We start from the raw sequence: 19,446 nt of genomic DNA, 5'->3' as shown, positions 1-19,446 counted from the left end.
CTCTGCCTCGTTCCAGTCAGACGTCATTTTCGAGAATACAAGATTCATTCAGCAAGCAGAGTTCAACTCGGTGATTTTCGGCGGACGCGCCGACTTCGACCATGCAGCATGCAAGGGCGAAATCGGTTTCCAAAACACGACCTTCGAACAGCAATCCCAGTTCAGGGAAATGAAATTTCACCAAAACGCCTGGTTCGATTCCGCGATATTCAAGGGGCGGACCTGGTTCTCTCGTGCGACATTCAAAGAGTCCGTTACGTTCGCAGGAGCAGAGTTCGAGCAGACCGATACACTGGGCCCGTTGGTATGCGCAGGCGAGGCAAGGTTCTCGGGGGCCACTTTCAGCAGACCTGTGACATTGATGTTGGCCGCAAAGAGCGTGGTATGCCGACGCACTAAATGGTCTTCGACAGCCGAGTTGCGACTGCGCTACGCCTCTGCTGACCTATCTCACGCAGTCTTTGAATATCCAGTCACAATTGCCTCGGATAACGCGCCATGGGTCCTCTCGGACGGAACAGTTGTAGGCGAGAGTGCACTCAACAGTGCATCCGATGCCTCCGTAAGAATTATATCGCTGCGTGGCGTAGATGCGGCTCACTTGGTTCTGGCCAACGTGGACTTGTCGAGCTGTCTCTTCACTGGAACAGTACATCTGGATCAAATCCGGATGGAGGGTGCCTGTCGGTTCTCCGGAGTGCCTTCCGGTACAGGCTGGCGGGGAATTTTGCCAGTACGATTCACACGGCGTCGCACCCTGGCTGAAGAACATCACTGGCGCGCGAGGCAGCCGAGCGCCATGGAGGGATGGAATTCATCTGAGGCGGTCTCCGGGCAAGCGGGTCCGGTCCAATTGTCACCGGTTTACCGCGCTTTGCGGAAGTCATTTGAAGATGGGAAGAACGAGCCAGGAGCTGCAGACTTCTATTACGGAGAAATGGAGATGCGCCGCCATGACCCGGACGAAACCAGCCCCGCCGAGCGCAAGCTGCTGTACGCCTACTGGGCACTATCCGGCTACGGGCTGCGAGCTGGCCGGGCGCTGGGCTGGCTGAGTGCGGCAATGATTGCGACGGTGGCGGTGATGATGGTATGGGGGCTACCCGCTGACGATCCAAAACCGGTCACGCACGGCCGCCAGTCTGGACAGAACATTCACTTGACCACAGACACCCCCGCTCCGGTCAACCCCACCGGACCTTTGCGCGAGCGGGTCACGACGGAACGATTCGAGAAGTCGTTGCGCGTGGTGATCAACTCAGTGGTCTTCCGTTCCTCTGGTCAGGACCTCACCACGGCCGGCACGTACACCGAAATGACCTCGCGTATTGCTGAACCAGTCCTTCTGGGCTTGGCCATCTTGGCGATCCGTAACCGCGTCAAGCGTTGACCAATGAGCGAGACCAGCTCCTCCGTAGGGCCTCCGCGCTGATCCCACAGCATACCGGCCGAGAATGTGTACCGGCGAACTTAGCTAAAGGCTGTCCCGTAACTGCTGGTGCCGTTCAACGGTGTCCCGGATGTGCCGATTACTTGAGGTTTTACTGAAGGCGGCAAGACGGTTCGGAATCGGACAACCTGACACCTCAGAGGAGTTCCAACCAGGCCTGCGTTGAGTTACGGGACAGCCCTTATCTCATGCCTGATCGCAGCTATCGGACGAGGGTGAGGCCGGGGCGAACAGGTGCGGTCTTCTGTTCTCCGCCGCGGACGCTGACAGGCGCGAGGCCGAAGACGTAGTGGTTGAGCTCTTCAGGGTAGATGTGCACCGCCTTCGCCAGATCGGCTACGGGGACTTTGTCCGCGCGTAGTGCTTCGAAGACTTTGGAGATCAGTTTGCTGTTCTCGCGAACCATGGTGGATCCGGGTTCGCCTTTGCGGTACCCGAGCTGGGCGAGCTGCTTGGCAGTCTGCTGGAAGCGCCACTCGGAGAGGAGCTGGAGGGTGCGCAGGCGGTAGGCAAAGGCCATCGCGGATACGCCCCAGCGTCGTTTGGCGCTCAGTATGCGCTCGACGGAGGCGTTGTTGACCTGCTGGGCGAGCATGCCGGCTTTGGGCATGAGGAAGGCGGAGGCGAAGGCATCGGCTGCGGCTTCGGCCGCGGGGCCTCGTGGGGTGTTGGTGCCGCTGTGGAGGACGAGGTGGCCCAGTTCGTGGGCAGCGTCGAAGCGCCCTCGTTCTCCGGTCTTGCGGGTGTTGAGCAGGATGTAGGGGGTGCCGTGGCGGGTGGTGGAGAAGGCGTCGGCGTCCAGGCAGTCGGGGGCGAGGGAGAAGACGCGTACGCCGTGGGCTTCGAGGAGGTGGACCATGTTCGGCGCGGGCGCTTCGCCCAGGCCCCAGTCGGCGCGGACCTGCCCGGCGGCGTGCTCGGGGGTCAGATCGGTGTAGGTGGGGACGTCGGGTGCGGGAAGGGTGAAGTGGTCTTCCAGCCAGTTGTTCAGGGTGGCGGCGATGGAGCCGCAGCTGAGGGCACTGTCGCGTTCGGCCGCGCTCATCTTCGAAGGGGCCCGGAAGCTGACGGCGCCGGGGACCATGTCCGGTGCCGGCGGGGCGTGGAAGAACGACAGGGGGAAGCGCAGGGTTGCTGCGAGTGAGGAAAGTGTTTCCTCGGACGGGTTCTTGCGCGCATTCTCGAACGCGGTGATGCTCTGGGCGGAGTAGCCCGATTGGCGGGAGAGTTCCGCGAGCGTCATGCGTCGTCGTTTGCGTGCGAGGACCAGTCGTTCGGGGGTGAACACTTTCCTCAGCTCCCGTCTTGTTTAGTGGGCTTTCCTGATATCGAAGTCCGGGTCGTCGCCGTTGTCGGGGGCGTCCAGGAGGGCGATGTCGAGGCCCGGGTCGGTGTGGATGAAGAGCGGAATCCGCTCACTCCACTTATTCACGTACTGCCCTTCCATTTTTACTGGAAGGGAGAGTTCTGCGGAGAGTTCCCCCGCGTCGTTTCGTTCGTACAGGAGGAACCACAGGGGCATGGAGTCGAGCTCTCCGCCGAACTCGACCTCGTCCCGGGAGCTGAAGACTCCCTGGCCGCCGCGTTCGTAGCGCACGTTGTTCTCGACGAGCTGGGCCATGACCCGGCCCTTGGGGTTCTTCGACCGGACCGAACGCTCCAGGTCGCCCACGCCGCCGGATCCGCTGACCGCGGTGATGGCGTGGCTGCCCGAGGGGTGGACGACGCGCAGGATGCTGTCGCGCGCCGTGTACTTCCAGACGGGGTCCTGCTTCTCGGGGTCGGTCAGGTGCTCCGCGAGGTAGCGGTTGGTCCTGCTCCAGAACGTGATGCCAGCCATCGCCGGTGCGTCGAAGTCGGTGCACATCCGGGCCTCGGCGCCCGCCCAGTCCAGTGCGTCCTGGAACAACTCCTTGGTCACGCCGAGCTGCTTCAGCCGAGCGTCAGTCTGGTGCGCTTCACTGCCGGTCACTAGATCCCCTCCCACGGTCGGTTTCAAGGACCGTACCTGAAACGAGGGCTATTTTTTGAAACCTTGGTGATCATTGCACACTTGTTCGAATCTGTCATGCGCCCGGCCCCCGTCGAGGATGGTCAGCTTCCCCCTTCCGACGGGCGTCCCTGCAGGCTCCTGAGCGCCGATCTCCATCCCGGCAACGTTGGGGGGGGGCGGGGTGGGAAGATCGCCTGCGAGCGGGTCATGCAGGGGCGTTCTCGGCGCTCATGTCGCGTAGGCGGCTGTAGTGGAATTGGTGAGCGACAGTGACCGTGCAGGTGGGGCCGTTCCGGTTCTTGCCGAGGATCAGGTCGCTTTCCCCGGCTCGGGGGCTCTCGGGGGTGTAGGCGTCCTCGCGGTGCAGCAGGACGATGGCGCTGGCGTCCTGTTCCAGCTGTCCGGAGTCGCGGAGGTCGGAGGTCTGGGGGATCTTGCCCTCGCGGTGCTCGGAGCCGCGGTTGAGCTGGGCGCAGCAGATGATGACGGCGCCGGTCTCCTCGGCGATGATCTTGATTTCGCGGCTGACTTCGCTGACCCGGTCGTAGGTGGTCTGGCGGGAGTTGCGCTGGTCGGTGTACATGAGCTGGATGTAGTCGATGATCACCAGCGGGGCGCGGCCGGTCTGGCGGATCAGGGATTTGATGCGGGTGCGGACGAGTGCGGGGGTGACCCGGGGGGTGTAGTCCATCCACAGCGGGAGGGCTTCGAGTTCCGGGAGGCGGCGGGCCATGCGGGTCCAGTCGTCCTCGGTGATGGCGTCGCCGCCGTCCATGAGGTGGTGCAGGGCGACCCGGCTGCGGTTGGACAGCACGCGGTTGGTGACCTCGCCGCGGCCCATTTCCAGGCTGTGGACGAGGGTGGGGCGCCCGGAGGCGGCGTTGGCGAGCGCGATGCCGAGGGTGGCCGCGCTCTTGCCCATCGCGGGCCGGCCCGCGACGACGATCACGTTGCCGGGCCGCATCTTGAGGACTGCGTCCAGCTCGGTGAGTCCGGTGACGGCGGCGGCCTCCACCGTGGTCTCCAGGCTGTCCAGGTGGTCCTGGAGGCCGTCGGAGAAGTGGCCGAACATGCCGTCGTCGCCGCTCTGGTCGGCGGCCAGGTGCTCCAGCTCGGCCTGGTGGGCGGCGATGGCGTCGGTGACGCCGACCGGGTCGGCGCGGCGGGCCGTCTGCATCCCGCGGGTGAGGGCCTGCTGGTAGCGGCGCAGCCGGGCGTAGCCGTGGACGATCTCGGCGTAGTGCTCGACCTCGACGGCGAGGCAGGCCTGGGCGGCGATCTGCGAGAGCTGGACGAACCCGCCGACCTTGGCCAGCTCGTCGCTGCGGCGCAGCTCGGCTTCGACCATCGGGACCCCGGTGGGTTTGCTGCGGGCGTGCAGGGCCAGGATCGCCCGCCAGATCGTCTCGTGGTGCGGGCGGTACCAGTCGCCGTCATCAGACAGGATCTGAGCGACCGCGGGGACCGGGTCGTTGGCGGGCGTCGCCATCAGGCAGGCGCCGAGCACCATGGCCTCGACCCGGGCGGTCGCAGCCTCCGGGGTCTCCTCCGAGGTCTGCCCGGGGATGTCCAGGGCTACGGCCTCATCGAACGTGCTGCTCACTGCTGCTCCTCGGTCGTCTCGGCTGCGAGGCCCGGGTGGGTGCAGCGGCGGTTGGGCTTGTCGTCGTCGTCGTCCAGGACCCAGCCGTAGGGGTCGCAGTCCGGGCAGGCGGCCCGCAGCTCGGCGGAGGTCTGCGGTGCGGTGCCACGGGCCGGGCCGGCGGCGGGAGTCGTGGCGGCAGGGGGCCGGTAGAGGCACAGGTCATCGACCCAGCCCGGCAGGCACTTCACCCAGGACGTGGCCCCGCCGGTGTTCTTGAAGATTTCGGCCTCCAGCACCCGGCGCTGGTCGGCATCCATCGTGGTCAGCGTCGGCCAGCCCTGCGTCCGCATCGCCCGGAGCAGACGCGGTGCGCACTTGCGTGCCGTCGCCAGCCCCGCCTGCCAGCGCTCCATCCGCTGGAGGAAGTCCTGCGCTGCTGCGATCTCCTCGACAGCGAACTCCCGCTCCTCCTCCCGCTGTGACGGGAGCGGCCCCGTGGTGCGCGTGAGGGGGTTGGGGGAGGAGGAATCCTCCTCCTCCGGGGGGTGTGGGGGGGAGGGCTCACCACGTCCCGGAACGCCGGACGTGGGCTGACCTGCGGGAACGCGTCGCGTCCCACGTTCCGGGACGCCAGTTCCTCGAACGCCACGTCCGGCGTTCCGGGACGTGGGCTGACCTGCGGTTTTGACAGATTCCCCGAACGCCACGTCCGGCGTTCCGGGACGTGGGCTGACCTGCGGTTTTGCAGAATGACCCGCTGCGGGCTCTTCAGGGATCAGAGGGTCGCTGCCGACCTGCTGGGCCTGCCAGTCAGGGTTCCACGCGGGGTTGTCGTAGACGTCGTAGGCGATCGTCGGACGGCGTCCTGGCCGCACGTTGGGCACCTCGACGCGCCGGACCAGTCCGGCCTCGATCAACCGGCCGAACGACTCGTAGACGGCGTTCTTGCCGACCAGCTCGGCCACGTTCTTCGACGACTTGATACCCCGTGCCTGCAACTCCTTCCAGACCTTCAGGGGGGTCGGGGACGCTCCTTCCGCAATGCTGAACAGCAGATGCAGAATCACGACATAGTCAAGGCTGTGCGTCAGGAGCGAGCCGTATCCGATGGGTCCGGGGACCGATACACCGCTGACCGGAGCTTTGCCCCGGCGCAGGACCCCGGTCTCATCAATGGTCGGGTTGTTCACCGCGATACCTCACTGACCGTGACGAGCTGGGCGCGGTGTGCGCGTACGGGAGCGAAGCGGAGGCCCGAGAGGGCTGGCGGAGCCGCCAGGCGGCGGAGGTGGTGCGGGCGGGACATGGGTGGATCTCCCCTGTTCGGGGAGTCATGCCGGCGGATGTGACCTGTTGGTGGTGGCGTCCCGCGTGGTGGGGCGCTTATCCTGGGTAGAGGTGACTACGCGAACCCCTAGACGGGTTCACGGGAATCACCCCCGGCGAGGTCACCTCACCGGACACGACTCGTGGTCTATGGCAAGGCCGAGTCGGGTTTTTTTGCAGTTGAACGGTCCTCGTTGTGGCGACGGGGACCGTTACTGCGTTATCGGGGTTACGCCGAACTACTCTCCAGCCCTATCTGCGGGTGCTTTTTGGCGAGGCGTTGGAGCAGATCTAGGTACGCATTTCGGGAGCGCGTACGCGGTTCTGCCTGGCCTGTTTCCCAGCGGTGAAAGGCCACCCGCGTTACGCCCAGGGCCGTCGCTACCTCCAATTGGGTAAGCCCTTCAGCCTGGCGCAATGCGGCCCGAACCTCCGGCGATGGCAGGGTCGGCCGCGCCAGCAGGGCTTCAACTGGGTCTACGTGGCTCTCTTTCACCCTCGTAACTATACATTGATCTATACGTCTGGGTAGGTAGGGTGCGTATACGTGTCCCGCCTCGTACTTTTCGAACTCGATGGCACGCTGGTTGACCGGCAGTCGGCGCTCAGCGACGCGTTGACGTGCCTGTGTCGTTCCCGCGCGCTCCCCCCGGATGCCGAGGGGTGGCTGCGTATCGAGCTGGCCGACCGCGCGACTGTCGACGACTTCACCCGGCTGCGAGACGCCTTCGGCCTGGAGGCATCGGCCGCGGACCTGTGGCAGGAGTACATCGACCTCATGTCGGCCGCCGTCACCTGCCGCCCCGAGGTCCTCAAGGGCTTGGCCCGCCCCCGCGCCGCCGCCTGGACGATCGGCATCATCACTAACGGGGCCGGCGACATCCAGCGAGCCAAACTCGCCGAGACCGGCCTCGCCTCCCTGGCCGACGGCGTCGCCGTCTCGGGCGACCTGGAGATCCGCAAGCCGGACTTGAGGCTTTTCGAGTTCGCGGCGTCCCGGTGCGGCGTCAGCCTCGCGGACGGCGGCTGGATGATCGGCGACAACCCGGCCGGAGACATCGGCGGCGGACATCAGGCCGGCCTGCGCACCATCTGGCTGCGCGGCCGACCGTGGCCCGACGGACTCCCGACCGCGCAACACGTCGTCGACGACGTCACCGACGCCATCACCATCCTGCTCAATGAAACGGAGTAGCACCGTGGCCAAGCCGACCGTCGGCATCCTCCACCCCGGTAGCATGGGCGCCGCCGTCGCCGCCTGCGCCACAACCAACGCGGCCGCGGTCCTCTGGTGCGAGACGGGGCGCAGCGCCGCGTCTGCGGCGCGCGCCGCCCGGTTCGGCCTGACGCCGGTGGTCGAGCTGGCCGACCTGCTGGACCGCAGCGACATCGTCATCAGCCTCTGCCCGCCAGCGGCTGCCGAGAACCTGGCCCGCGACGTCGCCGGGCACCGCTTCGCCGGGATGTACGTGGAGGCGAACGCCATCAATCCCGAGCGGGCACAGCGAATCGCCGCGCTGCTCGAACCGGCAGCGACCGTCGTGGACGGCGGCGTCGTCGGCTCCCCACCCGTCCGCGGCAAGACACCAACCCTGTACCTCTCCGGACCCGCCGCTGCAACCGCCCGCATCGAGGCCCTCTTCGCGGGCACCGCGGTCTGGACAGCGGTGCTGGGCACAGAAGTCGGGAAGGCGTCTGCGCTGAAGCTGGCGTACGCGTCGTTCCAGAAGACCTCGCGGGTGCTGGTGGCCCTCGCCGTCGGGATGGCGCGCGAGCACGGCGTCGACCAAGAGCTCATCGAGGTCGCCTCCCGGCGCACCGACTCGTACCTCTCCGAGCCGCAGTATGTCGCCAAGACCGCTGCTCGCGCCTGGCGGTGGGGTCCGGAGCTGGAGGAAGCCGCCGATGCGCTCGCGGCCGCCGGCCTTCCACCGGAGATGCTGCGCGCGGCCGCGTCCACACTGGCACGGTGGCACGACGTCAAGGACGACAGCGAGCTCACGCTCACCGACGCCCTGGACCGACTCGCCCAGCCGTAGCCCGCGCTCATCCCGACGCCGCCCCCGCCCGCTGCGCGACCAGCTGGTCGATGAGCCGTGCCGTGTCCTGCGGTGCCGACGCCGTGGTGTCCACCGCCAGATCCCATGCCATGCTCGGGTACGCGTCCAGGTCCGCTCGGGTCGCGTCCCACGCCGCCAGGCGCGCTGCGGTGTCACTGTCGCCGCGCCCCGCTGACCGCTGCTCGGTCACTTCGCGTGGGCACCACAGCAGCACCACCGACCAGTCGGCCGCGTAGCCGTCGACCAGCGCCCGGACGCCGTCGACCTGCCCGAGGTGCACCACGGGCACCCCGGCCGCGAACGCCGCGTCGACACCGGGCCGGTCGATCACGTACGTGTTGCCGTAGCGCGCGTTCGCGTAGATGACGTCGCCTGCGGCCTCCAGCTCGTGCAGCTGCTCGGGTGTGCCCATCCGGTAGCCGGTGGCCTTACCCGTCCCCACCTTGAGCCGCGCGAACTGCGCGTACCTGGGGTGGAGGTCGCTGAGCGCGGTGGTGACAGTGTCTTTGCCCGAGGCCGGCGGGCCGTACAGGATCACGCCCTGCTTCGGCTTCACGCGTACATTGCCCCCATCGCCTGGCGGGCCTGGTCCGCAAGCGTTACCGCGGTGCCCAGCCGGTTGTCCACGACCAGGTGCGGTACCGCCGGGCGCAGCTCCAGGTCGATGGTCGCCATGTACTCGTCCCAGCGCGCCAGTTTCCACGCGTCGCGGGCCGCGGACCGGAATCCGATGTACTCGCGCATCGACTCTTCGTCGCAACGCACCCACACGGGGAAGACGTCGACGCCCATCGAGCTGGCCCGGTTGGTCAGGCGCTGCATCCAGGCCGGGTCGGTCATCTCGGCAATGAACGGGGCAGTGAGCACGGTGGAGATGCCGCACTTGATGTTGGCCATGGCCGACTGCATCAGGCAGTCGTACTCCACCGGCCGAACTTGCTCGCGGTAGAGGCCGGTGTGCCGGTCGTTCGCGTCGCCGCCCAGCGCGACGAGGAGGCGCTCCACGAGCGGCCGGGTGAGCGGGTCCTTGTCGAGCAGCGGCCAGCCGGTGAGTTGAACCAGAAAGCGGGCCAGCTCGGTCTTGCCGCTGCCGGCGAAACCGCCGACCAGGATGAGCACCGGACGGTGAGGGTCGCCGCCAGTGTGCCGACGCTTCCACGCGTCGATGATTCGCTGCTGCAGATCGAAGTGGCCGGCCTCGTCCGAGCCCGGCGCGATGCGGTGAATAGCGCGCTCAACGGCCAGGACGTGTGATCCGTTGAAGCGGTCGTCTAGCGGCGTGAGTTTGAAGGAGGACTCCTCCCCGGGCAGGGCCGCCCGGAATCCCAAGTCGGGCTCGGTCGCCCGGTAGAGGAGGCAGTAGGCCCGCCGGTAGTGGGGGCCGGGGAAGACCTCGCCCTGCTCGTGCTGCCACAGGGTCTGCGGATTCGCGGCGGGGATGCCCTTGAGCTTCGCCTGCTCGGCAACCGCCCGAAGACGCTCGCCAGCCTTCTCCAGGGTCAGGCCGTGGGCCTCACGCTGCTCCCGCAGCCGGTCCGGCCTCCATCCTGCTCGCTGCTTCCCCACCCTCTGCCCCTCCGTCATCGTCATGGCCGCGAGCCTAGAGCTCACGCTCCAAATCCCATGTGTACGTAGATGTTGAAAACCCGTGAACACAGGTGTGCACGAGCTTCGACAAGGCTTTGTGATGTTGCGGAGCGGCGCTCGCGAGTGTGATGGCCCCCACAAGACGACCAGTCATCAGGGGGCACGACATGGACGAGCTGAGCCGCTTAGGCATCGAACGCGTATTCCAGCACGTAGGCCGCGCTGTCCATGGTCATCTCGTTCACTTCGACGGCCTCAAGCCCGGCGTCGAAAGCGGTGCGACACAGCTTGATGACCGGGCGCTCCAGGGGCATGGCCAGCCCTTCGGCCTCCCCAGCGACGGGCAGGCGGCACCGAATCTCTTCGCGGAAGTGAGCGGGCGCGTGCCCGAGCTCAGCGAGCCGGGCGTACGTGCCGCCCTCGCCGGTGTCCACGCGCATGATCGCTGTGCCTTCGGCCAGGCCGAGAGGCAGGTACGAGGTAGCGAGCATGACGGGCCTGTCAGCCAGCACGAAGCGTCGGGACCGAGCGCAGAGAGGTTCGCCCTCCTCCACGTCCAGCATTCGGGCGATGTGTGCGGGCGCGGCCACGGTGTCCACGCGGACATCGATCGTGACCGGGCGTTCCTCGTCGGCGGACCAGATGGACTTGCCAGCACCCCACTGTTCGCGTGCGAGTCGCTGGATGCCGTGACGCCGGATCGGGCGGAACTCGATGACTCGAGCGCCGGCACCCTTCTTCGTCTCCACCAAGCCTTCGATCCGCAGGATCTTCAGCGCCTGGCGGGCGGTAAGCACAGCGACCTCGTACTTAGCGGCAAGTGCGCTTTCGCCCGGCAGCCGATCGCCGGGGCCATACTCGCCGGACTCGATCGCCGCTTTCAGGTCGTCGGCAATCCGCTGGTATTTAGGCCGCTGTTCGCCCGTGTCCTTCGCCATACATCTCCCTACCTCGTTAGCGATCCTACGGCCGCTGGCTATCGAGGAACCGGCAAGGGCACCCCGGTGTGTGAGGGAGCCGCCGGACGAGCGTACCTCGTTAACGTGCATCTTGACATCGCTAACGAGGATGGGTGTACTGAAAGCGCACGAACCTCGCTAACGAGGTCGGGGCGGGGGTGCCAAAGAGGTGCTGCTTCGCCCTGCCCACACGCCATCGGGACGTCTCCCGAGCTCAGCACCTCCGAAGGGAGCACCACCTCATGAACACCACCAGGCGCCCCACCGTCGGCCTCGCCACTGAGAACTTCGACGCTGAGACGCTCGCGCTCCTCGAGGCGATCGAGGTGGAGCTCCCGGAATTCGGCGACCTGGACCTGGACGTCGCCTTCGGTACGCCGCTGGAGATGTTCGAGCCGGCGGGCACGCAACGGGAGATGCGCCGCTACGTCGCCGAGATCGTGGCTGCGCCTGTCGACCAGCGCTACGCGCTGTCGCTCGTCCACGGTGCTGAGATCACCGCCCGGATCGACGCGGCCCGAGACATCGTCGTCAGCGATCTCACCCCCATGAAGCTCGTTCGCGAGCGCCTGGTCGACGTCCTTCTCCCCTACGCCGCGCAGTTGCGCATCACGGAGTCCATGCCGTTCGCGGCCTAGCTCCAGCCGGGTCTTCACGGACCCGGCTCCCTCACCCGGACGCCGTCTCGTACGCGGCCGGATGTGGGAGCCGGATCATCGGTCTCCTTGCACCACCGCACCATCGCAAGACCGTAGAAAGTCGTCCGCCTCGCAAGAGGGGGCTGGGGTTGATGGCACCACCAAATCCCCCGGGTTCTCGACTATCTACTGCACGTCGCAGCGCTATGCGCTGTCCGTCCTTCAGGACGCCGGGGCAACCTGTGCGGCCTGGCGGGCGGAGAGAGCACCGCGACGCCACCCTCTCCCCCTTTCGCACATGAGGAGATCCCGCATGTCCATCACCGCCGCGATGCCCACCGCCAAAGAGCGCCCCCGCCGGACCCGTACGAAGCGGGTCAGCCACCTTCCCGCCATCAAGCTCTCCAGCCTCCTGCCCTCGCACATCGACCTCCGCGACCCGCTCAAGCCGTCGCTGGTCTGCGGCGATTGCGAGACCTGGGTGCCCGTCACCGGCATGCAGAGCAAGGTGCAGAAGCTCGTCCCGCACCACGCCGGGCGGGCGGATGTCGCTGCCGCGATCCGCTGCCGCAGCAGCAACCGCCGCATCGAGTGGGACATGACGATCCCCGAGTGGCACCAGGCGCTGACCGACGCCGTCAAGGAAGCCGCCAGCCGCCAGCCCACCGCCGTGCTGCCCAAGGCCCTCAGCCCTCAGTCCGACCAGACCCTGCGCGGGCGCAGCAGGCGTGGGGCGATCGGACGCCGCGCTGAGTGGGCCGCCGCGCTCCACCGTGTGCGGCAGGCCGACCGGCTGCGGCGCGGTGTTCCGCAGGGCGCGCGCCCTACCGACGGCCCCGAGGTGCCCCTGGACCGGCTGGTCCCCCGCCAGGCTGCTGAGCAGCCGGAAAAGGGCCAGCTCAAGTGCGAGCACTGCGGTGCCACCGAGACCAGCCTCGCCAGCGCGGTCGCTGCCGGATGGTGCCGGATCACTCGCCGGTCTCACTGCGGACGCTGCGCCGCCCGTTTCCCGGTCTGGACGCGTATTCCGTTCTGACTGCGGAGTTTCGAAGACGAACGACCGAGGCCCCGGCCGACCCTCGTGAGGGTCGGCCGGGGCCTCGGCTGCTCGTACAGCAGCCTGCGGGGCCCACCCGCCCCGAACACGACGAACCCCCGGGGGCCTATCCCCGGGGGTTCGTCTACGCGACCACCCTCAATCCAGGGAGATAGCGCATGACCAGCATGGCACCGACTCTCACCGCGCCCGACGCCGGGCTCGCCGACGACATGACCCGAGACGACGACGCCCGCGGACCGGAGCGCGACGAGACCGACCGCTTCCACCAGCTCGTGCAGCAGCTGGTGGTCGACGGCGACAACCACGCCGCGAGTGCAAGCCGCCGGGCGCGGCGCACCCTCCAGGAGATGGATCCCGGCTACACCCGTCAGCCCGTGCTGATCCTGCACCGGCCGACGATGTCCGACGACGCCTGCGGGCTCTGCCACCGGTGGAGCTGCACCGGGCACGGCTGCCCCCGCGTCACCGCGCTCAACGACCAGGAGCGCAAGGACCTGAGCGACAAGGTCCGCGACGCCAACAGGCGCAGCGAGTCCCGCCCGAAGTAGTGGCTCTTATACGCGCCGCCCGGACCGCCCAGTACCTCGCGGTCCGGGCCCTCACCGTCCACGGTCTGGCCCACCCGCTCACCCTCGCGCTCCTGGCGGCCGCCTCCACGGCGGCCGCCAGGGCGTGGGACCGGGGCTACCCCGTGGACGCGATCCATACCGCACCCGCGCAGAGAGCCCGCCGTGCCCGCTGACCTCTACACCCGCTACATGGACGCCCACCGCGCCTGGGGCGAGCACGCCGCCGGCTGCGGCGCCTGTACCACCACCCAGCCCGGCTGCCTGGACGGCGCCCGGCTGTGGGAGCGGCTCACCCGCCTCCAGGACGCCTACCTCAACCACCTCCGCGAGAAGAGAGGCACCCCATGACCGTCACCTCCATCGCCGCCTCGACCTCCCCCCGTCTCCCCGTCCGCCCCCGTGCTCGTGAGCACCCTCCCGACCGGGGCCGGGGCCGACGTACACGTCTACCGGGACACCGACGGCTCCCTGAGCAGCGAGTGCACCGGCTGCGGCGAGTACGCCTGGACCCTCCGCATCACCCACGGCTTCGCCCAGGAGCACGCCGCCACCTGCCTCCGCCCGCCCCGCCCGCTGGCGGCCTGACGGTCTGCCTGCTGCCTCTCCTGCCCGTACCGCTCCATCCGTCTGCTGACCCGACCTCGCTGAGGAGTACGCAATGACGCCCACGCTCACGACTGACGCCTTCCGCGACCAGCACAGCGGCCCCACCACCTGGAGCCCCGCCACCATCGACCGGTACCTCGCGATCGGTGAGATCGCCCCACCTCCCCCTCCGCTCTACACCCACCGTGAGATGCAGGCCGAGGCCGAAGCGTGGCAGGCGTCGGCGGCCGGGCAGCAGCGCCTGGCCCACGACCTGGCCCGCAAAGGCCACACCATCGCCGCCGGTATCCACCGGCGCGGAGCGCAAGACGCACGGCAGCACGCTGCCGCCGCCCTGATGGGCTGGCCGTACTACGAGGCGTTCCTCAACGGCTGGTGACCCGGTCTGACGGCTGCCTGATCCGCCCGCCCCACCCGCCCCCTTCACGGGGGGTGGCGGGGCGGGCGGTGACGGGGAGCCGGACAGCCCGTCCGTCACCGCACCGAGAGGAATCCTCATGTCCGAGCTGAGCCGCCGACTGACCCCCTTGGAGCTGGAGAAGGCCCAGGGGCAGCTGGTCCGCGACATCGAGGTGTTCGCCGCCGGCACGATCGCCGCCGCGACCCCGCCGCCCACCCCGGCCTCGCTGATCGAGCGGGCCTGGGCGCTGGAGACCTACACCGACTGGCTGCGCTGGGGCCCCAGCGGCATGTCCTTGACCGGCGAGCAGATCGCCCTCCACGCCGAGGCCGCCGCCGACTACCTGCGCACCGCGGGCTGGAGCCCTTCCTTCAAGGCCGGCCGCGGCATCCGCGACGCCCTGACCCGCGCCCAGAACACCGACGCCGAGCACCGTTTCAGCGGCGACACCCGCACGGCGCTCGACTGGATCTTCGAGCTGCTCATCCGGGCCCTGACCGGCGCACCTCGCGCCAACTACAACGACTGGGACCAGCACCCCGCCCGCCGGGTTGAGGAGGTCTTCGGCCTCCTGGCCGCCGCCGCCGCTTTCGCCCGTACCTACGGCGACCCGGCCCCGGCCACCGCCGAGGCCGCCTGACCCACCCCCTGTTCAACCTCTGCCGGGCCGCCCCCTCCCCCAGGGGGCGGCCCGGTAGCCGTACATCGAAAGGATCCCCGCCTGTGAGCACGCGACGTGCCCCCGCCCGCAAGGCCCCCGCGAAGAAGACGACGACCCGGACCACCGCCACCAAGACGGCCGCGAAGGCGTCTGCGGCCGAGCCGACGACCACCATCACGGAGCCCATCGAGCCCACCCCGGCGCCGACCCCTGAGCCGGAGCCGGCGGGTGCGGTGGTCGACACCGAGGCGATCGTGACGGCCGCCCGCGCGGAGGCCGACCAGCTGCTCGCCGCCGCCCGCACCGAAGCCGACGACCTCCTGGACCGTGCCCGCCGCCAGAGCGCGGAGGCCGACAGCGCCGCCCGCACGGCGCAGGCTGAGGCGGACAGCATCCTCGCCACCGCCAAGGACCAGGCGGCCCGGATGCGGACGTTGACCGAGGAGCAGATTGCGGCGGCCGAGGAGACCGTGCAGCGCGCCCGTTCGATCGCCGACGGCGACCTTGCGGCCGCCGAGCAGACCCTGGCCCGGCGCCGCCAGGCCGCGCAGAAGCTCCAGGCCGAGGCCGAGACGGAAGCCGCCCGCACGGTGGAGGCCGCCCGCACCCGCGCCGCCCAGCTGCTCGCCCAGGCCGAGCAGGACAAGGACCGCCTCCAGGCGGAAGCCGACGCCACCGCCGAGCACGCCGCCCACCTGGTCCAGGAGGCCAAGCAGCGGGCCGCCGACCTGGTGGCCGCCGCCGAGGACGACGCCGCCGCCCGCCGGGAGGCGGCGGCCGGGATGCGCCAGCAGGCGGAGAAGGACTCCGAGCAGCTGCGCACCCGGGCCCGCGAGGACCTGGCGACCGCGGAGGAGGACGCGGCCCGCCTCCTGGACCACGCCCGCGGCCAGGCCGCCGACCTGGTGACCGAGGCCGAGCAGGACGCCGAGGACACACGGTCCCAGGCGCAGCAGGTCCTTCAGGCAGCGCAGGCCCGCGCGGAGGAAGAGGTCCTCACGGTCCGCTCCCTCGCCGAGGCCAAGGCGGCCGGGGCCATCTCCAGCGCGGAGACGGCCGCCGCCGAGCGGATCACCACGGCTGAGACGGAGTCGGCCCGCCTGGTCGCCGCCGCCCGGCAGGAAGCCGACCAGGTCCGCAACCGCGCCTACGCCGAACAAGACAAGGCGCGGCGGGAGCTGGAGGCCACCCGCGCGGAGGTCGCCCGGGCCCAGGCGCTCATCGCGAAGCAGGAGAAGAGGAAGAACTTCGTCAACACCTGGGGGCCGCGCGTGGCCCTGGGCGCGACGATCATCCTCACCGCCACCGGCGAGTTCGCCCTGGCCAAGCTGAGCGGCTGGCCCGCAGAGGTCGCCTGGGCGCTGCCGCTGGCGATCGACGTCTACGTCGTGCAGGCCTTCCGCCGGCACCGCGACGTCGCCGGGGCGCTGATCCTCATGGTCGCCGCGAACGCGATCTACCACCTCGCCGACGCCGGACTGGTGGGCGTGGATGAGAAGGGCAAGCCGCTGTGGTGGCTCATCGTCTCAGTCGCCGCGATCGCCCCGTGGGTGATGTGGCGGATCCACCAGATCACCAAGGAACCCGGTGAGACCGGTGAGACGGGCCCCGGTGAGACCGCCGCCTCTGGCGAGGGCGAAGCGGATGAGACGAGCCGCACCGCACCCGCCGGTGAGACCGGGCACCCCCCGGCCGCCGGTCTCACCGGCCCCGGTGAGACGCTCCCCCGCCCGCGCACCGGCCCGGCACTCGGCATTGAGACGGAAGCCGGTGAGACACCCCGGGCGGTTGAGACGGCCCCCACTGAGACGGACGCCCCGGTGAACACGGTTGAGACGGCGTCTCAGTCGGGTGAGACGCGCAGGCCAGGCCGTGAGACAGCCACCACGGGCGGCGGCGGGGACCTGGTGCCGCTGCGTACCGGTGAGACCGGCCGCCCCACCCTCGCCCGGGACGCTGAGATCGAGGCGCAGGTCACCACGCTCCTCAGTCTCATGTACCGGCGCCAGGGTGCGGAGTCCGTCTCAGTCGACGAAGCCAAGGACGTCCTCGGCGTCTCACGCGCCACAGCCGGCCGCCGCCTTGAGATCGCCCGCAACCGCTACCAGCAGGTCTCGTGAGACCGGGCGAGCCCGGCACACATCAGTGAGGGCCAGCCCGCGCGAATCGGGCTGGCCCTCGCCGCGACTGCCGGAAAACAGTCCGCAGCCCCCTGAGTACAGCACGTCCTGACCGCGCATGGCCGCACCCAGCCCCCGTCCCTGCCGCCCGGCCCCCGCCGGCGCTGGGGCGGGTCTGGTGGCGGGCCACGGCCGTCAGGCCGCACCAGCCGTTCCCGGCCCGCTTCTCACGGCCACGGCCGGGAACGGCCTCTCTCCCGAAGGAGCCACACCAGTGTCTGACACCAGCACGAAGGCACCGCCCGAGCCCACCACGGTGGTGGCCGATTCGGACGGGCAGCACACCCCGATCGAGATCACCCTCAACCAGACCCCCGCCGACGACACCAGCACCGACAGCGGCGGCGGCAAGGCGTCGTCGCGGACCCCGGTCCGGGCCCTGCCGCTGGCCCTGTTCGGCACCGAGGCCGCCGCCACCGGCGGCGCCGCCCTGTACGGGGCGGCCGGGACCATCGGCTTGGTGACCGCTGCCGGAGTGGTGGCCGGGGGCGGCGTCGTCGTCGCTGCGGTCGCCGCCCGCCGTGCCGCCCGCAACAGCCCCCTCGGAGGCGGGCGCGGCGGCCGTGGCGGCGGCAGCGGTTTCGGCGCGGGCCGCGGCCGCGGTGGCGGCCAGCGCTCCGCGCTCGGCAGCACCGGCCGCGCCGGATCGAAGCTCCGCGGTTCCACGCCCGGTGCCTTCGGCGGCCGGGGCCAGGGGCGGGGCGGCCCCGCAGGACGAGGCGGCGGCGTTCCCTCCCCCCGGCCCGGGACCAGCCGGGGCATGTCGCTGACGAAGCCCCCCCGGCCCAACGCCGGTGGGGGACAGACCCGTTCAGGGTTGCGCAGCAGCGGTCTGGGCGCTGCAACGGGCGGCCGGGCGGGTGCAGGGACGTCCGGCGGTCTGGGAGGCCGTCAGGGAGGCTCTGGCAGCGCCGGGAAGGGTGGCCTGCTGCGCCGCCTGGGCCTGCGCCGCAACGGCGCGGGCGGGGCCGGCACCAGCGGCGGCACCTCTACCGGTCCCAGCGGAGTCGGCACTGCCGGGAAAGCCGGCGGGAAGAGCCGCAGCACCCTGGCTGCCGCCGCCCGCCGGGCGGGCCGGGCAGGGTTGCGCGCCACGGCCGCCGCTGTAAAGGCGGGCCGGGCGGTCGCCGGGTCCTCCGCCGCCCGGTCGGCCGGCACCAAGGCCCGCGCCGCCCGCCGAGGCGTGGCCAAGGCCGCCAACACCGCCCGCAAGCGGGCCCGCATCGCCTGGGCCGCCGCAGTAAAGAAGGGCAAGGCCGGTATGCGGTACCTGCTGCGCAGCGCGGCGGCGAAGGTCGCCGCCGGAGCCGTCGGCGCGATCGCGATGGTCCCCGGCCTGATCGGCCGCAGCGTCGCCGTCGCCACCGGCGGCCTGCTGCGCTTCCTGCGCCTGGCACCACGCAACGGCACCAAGTGGGGGGTGCGCTGCACCCGCTGGGCCGCCCACGTCGCGAAGAAGGTCCACACCCGCCTCATGGCCAGGGCCAAGGACCGCTGGGTCGCGGACACCCGCCCCGACGTCGCGACCGATTTCGACGAGCCCGGCCACACCACCACCCCCCCTGCCGACCCGTTCGGCAACGACTACTTCGGAGGAAACTGCGTGTCCGTCTTCCAGACCGAGACCGAGGCCGTACGCCAGGCGTACGCCGCCTACGAGCCGCCGATGATGCTCGCTGTCGCAGCCGAGTACTGGGGGCTGACCGAGAGTGTCGCCTCGGTGGGCGAGGCGCTGCGGCAGCTCGCGGTCAACACCGCCGACAAGTACCCCGCCGACAAGCGGATGGCCGACCAGGTCGCCCAGGTCTACGCCCTGCTCCACCGGGCCGCCGAAGCCGCCCAGGAAGTCGGCCCCCTGTTCGCGAAGGTCCACGAGCACGACCTGCGCCGCCTGGAGGAGCCCCGTCCCGGCGAGCACATGTGGAACATCCTGGAGCGCCGTGCGGACGGCGGCTACGACCAGCGCCAGCCCTCCCGGCTCGTCGCGGTCACCCAGGACATCGCCCACGTCTACGCCCGCTACGAGCCCGGCCACATGAAGCAGATCGCCGCCGAGTACGAAGGCGTCCCGGCCGGGATCGAGAACATCGCCGCCACGATCAGCCTGCTCCAGACCCGCTCCAACGAGGTCTACCCGGTCGACAAGACGGTCGTCGAAGCCCTCGCGACGGTCCACCAGCTCCTGATGCAGGCCGCCTCCGCCGCGCAAGAGCTGATGCCGTCCTTCCGCCGCCTCCACGCCCCCGACATCGCCCGCCACGAGGACCCCCGCAACGGGGACCAGGGCGAAGCCATGTGGGACGTCTGACCGGCCGACACCCAGCACCACCCAGGGCGGGCCGCGCACTCACCGTGCGCGGCCCGCCCCCCTT

The 19,446-nt window shown here is 69.7% G+C and carries 21 protein-coding genes; 13 read left to right on the top strand and 8 right to left on the bottom strand.

Features of this window, described 5'->3' with window-relative positions:
• Positions 1-70: 70 nt before the first annotated feature.
• Entirely contained in the window at positions 71-1,390 is a 1,320-nt protein-coding gene (locus tag AMK24_RS30185) for a pentapeptide repeat-containing protein (RefSeq protein ID WP_242435317.1), read from the top strand.
• Positions 1,391-1,652: 262 nt separating this feature from the next.
• Here AMK24_RS30185 and AMK24_RS30180 read toward each other — a convergent pair whose 3' ends face one another.
• The 5 genes from AMK24_RS30180 to AMK24_RS30160 all read right to left on the bottom strand — a co-directional run bounded on the left by AMK24_RS30180 (position 1,653) and on the right by AMK24_RS30160 (position 6,850).
• Entirely contained in the window at positions 1,653-2,738 is a 1,086-nt protein-coding gene (locus tag AMK24_RS30180; protein ID WP_073772087.1) for an XRE family transcriptional regulator, read from the bottom strand.
• Positions 2,739-2,759: 21 nt separating this feature from the next.
• On the bottom strand, positions 2,760-3,371 hold the full coding sequence (locus AMK24_RS30175) for a hypothetical protein (RefSeq protein ID WP_158072184.1): 612 nt from the start codon (positions 3,369-3,371) through the stop codon (positions 2,760-2,762).
• A gap of 277 nt (positions 3,372-3,648) precedes the next feature.
• Positions 3,649-5,046, bottom strand: a complete 1,398-nt coding sequence (locus AMK24_RS30170) for a replicative DNA helicase (protein WP_073772085.1) — start codon at positions 5,044-5,046, stop codon at positions 3,649-3,651.
• Positions 5,043-6,218 carry a hypothetical protein gene (locus tag AMK24_RS34395; protein ID WP_199876539.1) on the bottom strand — a complete coding sequence of 392 codons (1,176 nt, stop codon included), beginning with the start codon at positions 6,216-6,218 and terminating at the stop codon, positions 5,043-5,045. The genes AMK24_RS30170 and AMK24_RS34395 overlap by 4 nt, the downstream gene beginning before the upstream one ends.
• A gap of 365 nt (positions 6,219-6,583) precedes the next feature.
• On the bottom strand, positions 6,584-6,850 hold the full coding sequence (locus tag AMK24_RS30160) for a helix-turn-helix domain-containing protein (protein WP_073772083.1): 267 nt from the start codon (positions 6,848-6,850) through the stop codon (positions 6,584-6,586).
• A 51-nt stretch (positions 6,851-6,901) separates the two neighbouring features.
• Between AMK24_RS30160 and AMK24_RS30155 the strand changes: the two genes are divergently transcribed.
• Together AMK24_RS30155 and AMK24_RS30150 are read left to right on the top strand one after the other, a co-directional pair.
• Positions 6,902-7,549 carry an HAD family hydrolase gene (locus AMK24_RS30155; protein WP_073772082.1) on the top strand — a complete coding sequence of 216 codons (648 nt, stop codon included), beginning with the start codon at positions 6,902-6,904 and terminating at the stop codon, positions 7,547-7,549.
• A gap of 4 nt (positions 7,550-7,553) precedes the next feature.
• Entirely contained in the window at positions 7,554-8,393 is an 840-nt protein-coding gene (locus tag AMK24_RS30150) for a DUF1932 domain-containing protein (protein WP_079190707.1), read from the top strand.
• Between the two features lie 7 nt (positions 8,394-8,400).
• On the opposite strand, the gene AMK24_RS30145 is transcribed toward AMK24_RS30150, so the two are convergent.
• The 3 genes from AMK24_RS30145 to AMK24_RS30135 all read right to left on the bottom strand — a co-directional run bounded on the left by AMK24_RS30145 (position 8,401) and on the right by AMK24_RS30135 (position 10,939).
• The gene (locus tag AMK24_RS30145) at positions 8,401-8,970 is read right to left on the bottom strand and encodes a phosphotransferase-like protein (RefSeq protein ID WP_073772080.1); all 570 of its coding nucleotides are present in this window, start codon (positions 8,968-8,970) and stop codon (positions 8,401-8,403) included.
• Complete coding sequence (locus AMK24_RS30140; RefSeq protein ID WP_073772079.1) at positions 8,967-10,004, bottom strand: AAA family ATPase; 1,038 nt, start codon at positions 10,002-10,004, stop codon at positions 8,967-8,969. The genes AMK24_RS30145 and AMK24_RS30140 overlap by 4 nt, the downstream gene beginning before the upstream one ends.
• 182 nt (positions 10,005-10,186) lie before the next feature.
• Positions 10,187-10,939: a GntR family transcriptional regulator gene (locus AMK24_RS30135; RefSeq protein ID WP_073772078.1), complete on the bottom strand. Its 753-nt coding sequence runs from the start codon at positions 10,937-10,939 to the stop codon at positions 10,187-10,189.
• 263 nt (positions 10,940-11,202) lie between these two features.
• Between AMK24_RS30135 and AMK24_RS30130 the strand changes: the two genes are divergently transcribed.
• The 10 genes from AMK24_RS30130 (at position 11,203) to AMK24_RS33515 (ending at position 19,382) form a co-directional block, all read left to right on the top strand.
• Positions 11,203-11,598 (top strand): hypothetical protein, encoded by a 396-nt coding sequence (locus tag AMK24_RS30130; protein WP_073772077.1) that lies wholly within the window; start codon positions 11,203-11,205, stop codon positions 11,596-11,598.
• Between the two features lie 313 nt (positions 11,599-11,911).
• Positions 11,912-12,634 carry a hypothetical protein gene (locus AMK24_RS30125; RefSeq protein ID WP_073772076.1) on the top strand — a complete coding sequence of 241 codons (723 nt, stop codon included), beginning with the start codon at positions 11,912-11,914 and terminating at the stop codon, positions 12,632-12,634.
• A 179-nt stretch (positions 12,635-12,813) separates the two neighbouring features.
• Positions 12,814-13,206: a hypothetical protein gene (locus tag AMK24_RS34390; RefSeq protein WP_073772075.1), complete on the top strand. Its 393-nt coding sequence runs from the start codon at positions 12,814-12,816 to the stop codon at positions 13,204-13,206.
• Entirely contained in the window at positions 13,206-13,400 is a 195-nt protein-coding gene (locus tag AMK24_RS30115) for a hypothetical protein (RefSeq protein ID WP_073772074.1), read from the top strand. Before AMK24_RS34390 ends, AMK24_RS30115 begins: the two co-directional genes overlap by 1 nt.
• A complete protein-coding gene (locus AMK24_RS30110) occupies positions 13,390-13,575 on the top strand; it encodes a hypothetical protein (RefSeq protein ID WP_073772073.1) in 186 nt (61 codons plus the stop codon). The genes AMK24_RS30115 and AMK24_RS30110 overlap by 11 nt, the downstream gene beginning before the upstream one ends.
• 51 nt (positions 13,576-13,626) lie before the next feature.
• Positions 13,627-13,812 (top strand): hypothetical protein, encoded by a 186-nt coding sequence (locus tag AMK24_RS30105; RefSeq protein ID WP_073772072.1) that lies wholly within the window; start codon positions 13,627-13,629, stop codon positions 13,810-13,812.
• A 73-nt stretch (positions 13,813-13,885) separates the two neighbouring features.
• Positions 13,886-14,212: a hypothetical protein gene (locus AMK24_RS30100; RefSeq protein WP_073772071.1), complete on the top strand. Its 327-nt coding sequence runs from the start codon at positions 13,886-13,888 to the stop codon at positions 14,210-14,212.
• 118 nt (positions 14,213-14,330) lie between these two features.
• Positions 14,331-14,873 carry a DUF6197 family protein gene (locus tag AMK24_RS30095; RefSeq protein WP_073772070.1) on the top strand — a complete coding sequence of 181 codons (543 nt, stop codon included), beginning with the start codon at positions 14,331-14,333 and terminating at the stop codon, positions 14,871-14,873.
• Between the two features lie 83 nt (positions 14,874-14,956).
• Positions 14,957-17,014 carry a hypothetical protein gene (locus tag AMK24_RS30090; RefSeq protein WP_073772069.1) on the top strand — a complete coding sequence of 686 codons (2,058 nt, stop codon included), beginning with the start codon at positions 14,957-14,959 and terminating at the stop codon, positions 17,012-17,014.
• Positions 17,015-17,288: 274 nt separating this feature from the next.
• Positions 17,289-19,382, top strand: a complete 2,094-nt coding sequence (locus tag AMK24_RS33515; RefSeq protein ID WP_073772068.1) for a hypothetical protein — start codon at positions 17,289-17,291, stop codon at positions 19,380-19,382.
• The last annotated feature ends 64 nt before the right edge of the window (positions 19,383-19,446 follow it).

The sequence above is a fragment of the Streptomyces sp. CB02366 genome (genome assembly GCF_001905905.1).
GTDB lineage: Bacteria > Actinomycetota > Actinomycetes > Streptomycetales > Streptomycetaceae > Streptomyces.
The sequence above is the reverse complement of the archived record's forward strand: the minus strand, read 5'-3'. Positions and strand labels throughout refer to the sequence as shown.